8 protein-coding genes are annotated in these 7547 nt (G+C 63.0%); 5 read left to right on the forward strand and 3 right to left on the reverse strand.

Annotated elements, in window-relative coordinates; all coding sequences use genetic code 11:
• The 3 genes from FS770_RS13380 to FS770_RS13395 form a co-directional block, all read left to right on the forward strand.
• The coding region (locus FS770_RS13380) for a hypothetical protein (RefSeq protein WP_222126528.1) at window positions 1-569 on the forward strand (569 nt) is incomplete at its 5' end.
• Between the two features lie 79 nt (window positions 570-648).
• Window positions 649-1572, forward strand: coding sequence for a tyrosine-type recombinase/integrase (locus FS770_RS13385; protein WP_145012714.1), 924 nt, complete (start codon window positions 649-651; stop codon window positions 1570-1572).
• A 488-nt stretch (window positions 1573-2060) separates the two neighbouring features.
• Entirely contained in the window at window positions 2061-2321 is a 261-nt protein-coding gene (locus tag FS770_RS13395) for a hypothetical protein (RefSeq protein WP_145012721.1), read from the forward strand.
• On the opposite strand, the gene FS770_RS13400 is transcribed toward FS770_RS13395, so the two are convergent.
• From FS770_RS13400 to FS770_RS13410, 3 genes are all read right to left on the reverse strand, one after another.
• A complete protein-coding gene (locus FS770_RS13400; RefSeq protein WP_145012724.1) occupies window positions 2314-3021 on the reverse strand; it encodes a recombinase family protein in 708 nt (235 codons plus the stop codon). The two genes, FS770_RS13395 and FS770_RS13400, sit on opposite strands and share 8 nt — an antisense overlap.
• A gap of 148 nt (window positions 3022-3169) precedes the next feature.
• Entirely contained in the window at window positions 3170-4153 is a 984-nt protein-coding gene (locus FS770_RS13405) for an Abi family protein (RefSeq protein WP_145012727.1), read from the reverse strand.
• A gap of 260 nt (window positions 4154-4413) precedes the next feature.
• Window positions 4414-5820, reverse strand: a complete 1407-nt coding sequence (locus FS770_RS13410) for an aminotransferase-like domain-containing protein (protein ID WP_145012730.1) — start codon at window positions 5818-5820, stop codon at window positions 4414-4416.
• Here FS770_RS13410 and FS770_RS13415 point away from each other — a divergent pair.
• Both FS770_RS13415 and FS770_RS13420 read left to right on the forward strand, forming a co-directional pair.
• The gene (locus FS770_RS13415) at window positions 5819-6760 is read left to right on the forward strand and encodes a DMT family transporter (RefSeq protein WP_145012733.1); all 942 of its coding nucleotides are present in this window, start codon (window positions 5819-5821) and stop codon (window positions 6758-6760) included. The two genes, FS770_RS13410 and FS770_RS13415, sit on opposite strands and share 2 nt — an antisense overlap.
• A gap of 101 nt (window positions 6761-6861) precedes the next feature.
• A complete protein-coding gene (locus tag FS770_RS13420; RefSeq protein ID WP_145012736.1) occupies window positions 6862-7485 on the forward strand; it encodes a DJ-1/PfpI family protein in 624 nt (207 codons plus the stop codon).
• Window positions 7486-7547 lie beyond the last annotated feature (62 nt).

Raw genomic sequence — 7547 nt, forward strand, 5'->3', positions numbered from 1 at the left:
GGTCAAAGAGACGGCTGGACGCCATGCTCTCCGACTGGGGTGTCTACCACCTGCATCTCGGGGCTCAGGGGCACAGCCGGTCGCGCTACGTGGAACGTACAAGGGACCTGCTGTTTCTCCTTGTGGGAGCTGATGATGCCTGGCTGATTGGGGTCTACGACCATGACCAATGGGCTGCGGAAGATGTGCTTCGGGTCATCGTGACTGAGTGGCTGGAGCACTCGAAATTTCATGAGCTGCCCCAGGGTGTCGCCCCGGCGACCGAGGTGGACCCCGACTGGTGGTTGGAACTGCGTAATGGTGGTGTGAACACCATCTTGTCTATCGATGGAAGGCACTACATGGCCGGGGACATGACGTTGGAGCATGGTTCTCTTGCCATCACAGAGGCAGCCAATGGCATCCTGATCGCGCTGGAACGCGCGGATGCGGAGATCGCGAACGCCCCGTCCTTGATGCACGCACAGGCCAAGGCAGGATGGTATGGGATCGAGAGCGTGTTCGGCTTCCGCCCTGTGGCCCCTTTGCCGTGGTGGTTCGACGGTCACCAGTGGTCCCCGCAATCGTGAACACAGGTGCCTCGGAACAGAGGCTGCGTACATAACATAATATCCGTTATGTCATGGGTTAGCCGGTAGGGTGCTCCTCATGGCTGAGACCACCCAGATCACCGCCCGCGACCCGCAAGTCACCAATGCCCGGGTGCATGCGGGTCTGCTCGGTGCGTGGGTGGCCTCCTACCCCTCACCGAACACCCGGGCCTCCTACACCCGCGACGCGCAGCTGTTCTGCCATTTCCTCGATGCCGGCGGCGTCGACTTGCTGGCCGCCACCCGCGCCCACCTTGATGTTTTCGCTCGGGCTCGTACGGCATCTGGGGACGCGGACACCACTGCGGCCCGCCGGCTGGCTGCGGTCTCCGCGTTCTACACCTACGCGATCACCGTGGACGCGGTGACTACGAACCCCGCCCAGTACGTGGGCCGGCCGTCGGTGGACCAGGACCACACCACCACCGCGGCCCTGACCCGGCGGGAGGCCATGCGCTTGCTGGATACGGCGGTGGCCGATTCCCCCAGGTCTCATGCGCTGGTGGATTTGCTGCTCTCGACCGGGGTACGGATCAGTGAGGCACTCACAGCCACCCAGGCAGGGTTGTCATCGGACCGGTTGGTGATCCGCCGTAAAGGTGGGAAGAAAGCCGTGGTTGCTCTCCCCGAGCACACCGCCGCGGCCCTTTACGCTTTGGTAGGGATCCTGGGGACTGAGGTGGCCACCGGGCGGGAAGCGGACCGGTTGATCTTCACCACCCGCTCTGGATCCCCCTGGGCCAGGACCAACGCCCACACCACCCTTACCCGCCTCGCCACCAAGGCGGGCATCACCAAGCCGATGTCCTCCCACGTGCTACGCCACACCCACGCCACCCTCGCCCTAGACCTCGGCGTCCCCCTGCACCATTTACAGGATTCCCTGGGCCACGCAGACCCCCGCACTACTCGCCGCTACGACCACTCCCGTAGGCGTCTGGCGAACTCCAGCGCCCACACCGTCGGACAACTCTTCGAGTGAAATCTGTGGAAAGAGAATGGCGCTACAGATCTGATATTTGCTCCAGATGGGTGTGGGTGCCCCCGCATTCTGAACACATAACAATTGATGGCGCACCCACACCATTTGCGTGTCGGAACCTCGAACTATCCTGTGTTCCAGAGCACCGATCTCCAGTAAAAGAACTGGGGCGGGCGATCACGCTAGTGGATCTAGTTGCCAGACTAGGATCTCGAGCCTAGTCGCCCACGCGAAGTGCTCATAACTGGGGGCCTCCCCCGGAAGGAGCGTGTCAGTATGGCTCGCACCGTCAACAGGAGCGCACGGACAGGACGCTTCGTCTCCAAGGCTCAAGTGCGCCGCAGTCCTCGTACGACCACCACCGAGGCCGTCGGCCGCGGAACCGGGAACACGAAGGCGGTCCACAGATCGGCGACCACGGGCCGATTCGTCTCGAAGGCGACCGCTCAGCGGCGCCCCTCCACGACCATCCGCCAGGAGGTCTAATCATGAGCAGGACCAAGCTAGGTAAGGACTTCGAGAAGTCTGTCCAGCAGACGGCGCGGGCTGGACTGGATGAGCGCCTCAAGAAGACGCAGAAGTCTTTGGACTCTTTGGCCCGTCAGTATCAAGGCGAACCGGTTTCTAAGATCAAACCTGCCCTCAAGCGGATGCTGTCACGTAGTGGCATGTCACTACCTGACCGCCAGCTGACGGACTACGCCGAAAAAATCAGCGAAGGAACAAGAATCACCCTTCAACTCAAGTAGAGCTCCTCCAAGGCTGGGAGCGTGGTGCCCCGGGGCAGAACCTCGCACACCACGCTCTCATGCCGTTCACGCCCCCTGGCCCTTTTTCTAGGAGCCTTCTGGGTTCTCGCTTATTGCGGTGCCCCGTAGACGGTTGCTCGGCCCTAGACAGCGAGGTGTACAGCGTCTGCCGGCTAACCCCGAACGTGCGCGCCACCTCCGCCTTCGGGATACCCATCTCGATCATCGCCTTCGCCTGCTCCACGTCGGTATCCGAGAGCTTCGGGGCCTGCACGTACGTGCCACAAGTCTTGGCCAGGGCGATGCCCTCAGCCTGGCGCTCCTTGATCCGCCGGCGCTCGAACTCCGCGAACGCGGCCCGGATCCCCAACATCAGCCCGTCCACCGGGGAGGTGCCGGATTTGCCCACGGTGATCCGCTCCGACACGAATTGCACCGCGCACCCCTTGTCTGTGAGCATGTCCACGATGACGTACAGGTCCCGGGTGTCGCGGCCGAGGCGGTCCATCGAGGCGACCTTCACCAGGTCACCTTCACGAACGTACCCAATCAGCTCGGTCAGCCCAGTGCGCTTGACTCTCGAGCTCCCAGAGATCTTGTTCTGGAAGATCCGGTCGCACTCCCCCACCGCCTCGAACTGCCGATCCGTGTTCTGTTCGGCTGAGCTCACCCGCACGTAGGCCACCGTCTGTCCAACCACCGCTAAGATCCTCCGTTAGTTGTGTCCAACGGATCCAAACTGGACCCAGTCTGATGGGATGTTCTCGTGGCACCGGGGGCATGTAAAGGGGTATACCTGACTGGACGGGCCAAGACATGACGACTGAGTTTCGGCTCCTGCTCGAGCTTCACTCTCGCCAAAGGTCAAGCGCGTGCCAGTCTGGCGGCACTCCGATCGATTCGACGGAGAGTGCATGCGAGGCGGGGAAGGAGCGGAGCAGCTCGGCCAGACGCGGCGCCCAGGAGCGCTCCGTCTCGACGAACCGCAGCATGTAGGCGATGATCGCCAAGGCGTTATAGGTGCCAAAGTCCTCTTTCGGGGCGTAGGGACCCCGCAGATGATCAAGGAGGGGCACTCGGCCCACCGCCGGCCGTGACGGGGCGTTCTGGAGCTTGCGATTAAACAGTCGAGCATGATGCGCGGCAACGTTGCGCACATAGTTCAAGCTGGCCAGCCAACTCGTCATCATCTTCTTCTGCGGGATCCCGAAGGCCGCCGCAACTTCCTCAGCGTCCTTCTGGAGCATGCCCCGGTAGAGGCTCGACAGATGTCCCAGCTCCAGCAGCTCGGTCAACGCCCAGACCGGCATGTGATCGTCGTACTTGCGACGGAAGTGGGCAACGAACTGTTCGTCCGAGGAGTCCCGGCGCTCCTTGACCCGCTCGAGCCACATCACCTGCTTGCTGGGACTCGGGCCACGACTGTCGGTGTTCGCCGTCGTGAACGAGTCGTCGAAGCAGGTGGGATCCTCGTGTGCGAACGGCGAAACCCGGCCCAACACATAGCCGATACGCATGCGTGCCGCTACTTCGACACGCTCCACACCCTCCATGACCAGCATCCGCAGCTGCCGGTCGAAGTCGAGGATTGACTCGGCATGATGCAGAGCTGTGCCCGGCCGATACTTGTCCAGCACCCGGATCGTTGTGCGCCCCTCATCGTCGATTTGCTTCTCAGACTCAAGGAACGGGTACAGGTAGCCGGTCACCCGGTAGTAGCCGACCGACTCGAGCAGCCGGACAGCCCGCGCCGGATCATCCACATCCAGGCCTCGCTGGACTAGTCGCTCTACCTGCGCCTCGAGGGGCAGCCACTGCTTCGTGTACTCCACGCGCCTCTCCTACACAAAGAAAATCAGCCCGCGCCTTACGGCAACGGGCTGATCATGATGCTAGCGACTCTAGCATGGACAAGAACCTGGGCATTAGAGGGCCAGCGGCGCCGTCGACGGGCGCTCCGATCCAACCCACCCCACGGAGACGCTGTCACCGGCAGAATCGGTGGAAATTACCCGTTTGGCGGACTTTTACTTCTGCCGGTGTTGTAGTGGTTCCGGCGTTTCCGGGTCAACCTGTTCGATCCGTGCACCTTCTATTGCTGTGTGAGTGCTTCGTTGAGCAGGACAGCGGCTTGTTCGTAGGCTGCTGGTTCAGGGCCCGCGAAGTTGAGGCGCAGGTAGCGGCCGGCGGGTTCAGCAGGGAACCACTCATCACCACCAGCAACGATGAGTCCCTTGGATTCGGTGTCTTTGACCAGTCGATCGAGGTCGACCTCATCTGGTAGACGCACCCAGAGGTTTAGCCCTCCTGGGGGTACTGCTGCGATCGTGGCGTCCGGGACGTGGGTTGTGATCGCGTTGACGAGAAGGTCACGCCGGGTGCGCAACTTTTTGCGCAGTGTGCGTCGGTGGTTTTGCCACCCCGGCCCGTTGACCACCTCTAGGGCCGCAGCTTGCAGTAGAGCACTGACATACATTGACTGCGCTTGCAGGTCCGCCAGGAGGCGTCTGCGCAGTGGGCCCCGTGCGATGACCGCGGCGACGCGGATTGCCGGTGAAACACTTTTGGTGAGTGAACGCAGATAGATCACGTGCCCGCTGTCATCGCGAGTAGCTATCGGGGTGGCGTCAGTGGTGATCCCGAAGTCGTGCGCCCAGTCGTCTTCGATGAGGAAGGCGCGGTGATCACGCACCATCTCCAGGACGCGGGCGCTGGTCGAGGGACTCCACTGCGCGCCTGTCGGGTTCGCGTAGTTCGGTTGCGCGTAGAAAACATTCGCCCCGGTGTCGTTGAAAGCCCGATCCAGGGCGACCAGATCGGGTCCGTCGGTTCCGGTGGGGACGGGAACCAGTCTCACCCCGACCTGTCGTGCCGCGATGATGGCACCCCAGTAGGTGGGTGACTCGATCAGCAGCGTCCCGCCGGGCCCGGCGATGCTGCGGAACAGGGAGCCGAGTCCGAGCTGGCTGCCGGGGAGCACGATCACATCGTGGGTTGTCGGGGCGGTCAGGTGCGGAGGTGTTTGCGAGGTGAGTTCGGAGGCGAACCAGGAACGCAGGTTTGTCATCCCCGCCGATTCCGACCGGCGCAGAGCTTCATCGCTTCGTGCCGCACGCGTAAGAGCGGAACGCACCAGACGCTCTGGGAGAAGGTCACGGTCGGGGTATCCCGAGTGCAGGGAGATTGCGTCGGTGCGGGCGGGACGTAAGGCGACTGAGGTTTCTGTGATTGCCGTGCTGGAGGCTCCCATGACGCCGGTTTGCCAGGAGTAGTCGCGTGGGCCGATTGCTCGATCCGCGCTGACGAACACACCCACGCCTGAGCGGGTTTCAATGAGACCGCGCGCCACAAGTGATCTCAGTGCCGATTGCACGGTCACAGGGCTGGCTGCGTGTTGAGCGGCGAGCTCGCGCGTCGACGGCAACTGCGCACCAGGAGGTGCCGAGGCAATCCAGGTTTCTAGATCGGCCGCAATACGTTCACTGCTACTCTGGTACATGACACCACATAGTAGCGCTACTCATTCTGTTCACACTCCGCTATCGCAGTCCCGGCACGGGCTCGCTTGGGGATTTCTCGGCGTCCTGGCGTTTTCTTTCACTGTTCCGCTGACGCGTATGGCGGTGGAGAGCGGTCACATGTCGGCGCTTTTCGTCGGTAGCGCGCGGGCTGTTGTCGCGGCTGTGATCGCTGCGTTTGCGTTGCTCGTCACACAGTCACAGCGCCCACGGGGGCGCCAGTGGGTCAGCGTCGGGGTCGTCGCACTGGGTGCTGTGCTCGGATTTCCGCTGCTGACGTCATTCGCGCTGACACAAACGCATGCGAGCCACGGTGCGGTGGTGATCGCGCTTCTTCCCGCGACAACCGCCGTGGTGTCCGTGCTGCGCACCCGAGAGCGACCCTCTGTGATGTTCTGGTGCTCGGCTGCTGCCGGGGCTGTGGCTGCCGTGATTTTCGCGGCCGTGCATGCGGGGGGTCTCGGACACCTGCGACCCGCTGACGGGTTGCTGTTCGCCGCCGTGATCGTCTGTGCCGTGGCATACGCAGAGGGCGGGGTTCTGTCACGTAGCTTGGGGTCCTGGCAGACAATCTCTTGGGCTCTGGTGGTAGCGGCTCCGATCATGGCGGCGCTTTCGGCGCACGCGATTGTGACGCACCCGCCGACGGGCACCGCCGGTGAGTGGGTCAGCTTTGGCTACTTGTGCGTGGTGAGCATGTTCTTGGGGTTCGTCGCCTGGTATCGCGGTCTTGCGATCGGGCCGATCGCACAGGTCAGCCAGATTCAACTGGCGCAACCAATCTTGAGCATTGCATGGGCTGCTGTGCTTCTTCATGAGCGGATCACTGTTCCCACGATCATGGGAGGTGCCGCGGTCATCGTGTGTGCTCTTGCCGCGGTCCGTTCCCGCTCAAAACAACCGGTACAACGGCACCATTGACCTCTTCGCCCAGGCACCCGGACTCGCCTGAGAGGTCTAGAAGCGGTGGTCGGTGCCTCTGATGTGACGGGTTTTCCTGTGGTCTGTGTAGATTCGTGGGCATGACTGACTTGCCACGGAAACGCCGGGTGAGCGTGGTGCTGTTTGAGGGGTTCGAGCTGCTGGACGTGTTCGGCCCCGTGGAACTGCTCGGCCACGTGCCCCATGTCGCGGTGGACTACGTGGGGCCGCACCTAGGCCCGGTCAGAAGTTCCCAAGGCGCCCAGATCGTGGCAGACCTCAGCTACCCCCAGCTCGCAACCCCGGACATCGTCCTCGTGCCCGGTGGGGCTGGTTCACGACGACTCGTCACCGATAAACCCTTCCTGTCCTGGCTGGCGAAGACGGGCGAGCACTCCCAGCTCGTGGTCTCGGTTTGCACCGGGTCTGCCGTCCTCGCAGCGGCGGGGTTGCTGGAGGGGTATCGAGCTACCAGCAACAAACTGGCCTTCACTTGGGCTTCCAGTTTTGGGCGCAACGTGGGGTGGGAACCTCACGCCCGCTGGGTCGAGGACCGGGACCGGTGGACCTCTTCTGGGGTTGCGGCAGGGATGGACATGACGGCAGCGCTCATCGCCAGCCTCTTCGGGCCTGGCGTCCGAGAGGCAGCTGTCATCCGTGCTGAGTACCAGCCGCAAACCGACAGCACCGTGGATCCCTTCGCCCAGGTGCACGGACTCACATGAGGGATGCAGAAACGGTCAGCTGTGGCGCAACGCGGTGATAGCGCCGTGCGGCCGGTATCCGG

The organism is Kocuria salsicia, assembly GCF_007681555.1.
In the GTDB taxonomy this organism is placed as follows: Bacteria; Actinomycetota; Actinomycetes; order Actinomycetales; family Micrococcaceae; genus Kocuria; species Kocuria salsicia.

What these genes read in the sequence shown, in the direction of transcription:
- FS770_RS13385 (WP_145012714.1), top strand. Translation starts at nt 649, where the DNA reads ATGGCTGAGACCACCCAGATCACCGCCCGCGACCCGCAAGTCACCAAT.
- FS770_RS13395 (WP_145012721.1), top strand. Translation starts at nt 2,061, where the DNA reads ATGAGCAGGACCAAGCTAGGTAAGGACTTCGAGAAGTCTGTCCAGCAG.
- FS770_RS13415 (WP_145012733.1), top strand. Translation starts at nt 5,819, where the DNA reads ATGACACCACATAGTAGCGCTACTCATTCTGTTCACACTCCGCTATCG.
- FS770_RS13420 (WP_145012736.1), top strand. Translation starts at nt 6,862, where the DNA reads ATGACTGACTTGCCACGGAAACGCCGGGTGAGCGTGGTGCTGTTTGAG.
- FS770_RS13410 (WP_145012730.1), bottom strand. Translation starts at nt 5,820, where the DNA reads ATGTACCAGAGTAGCAGTGAACGTATTGCGGCCGATCTAGAAACCTGG.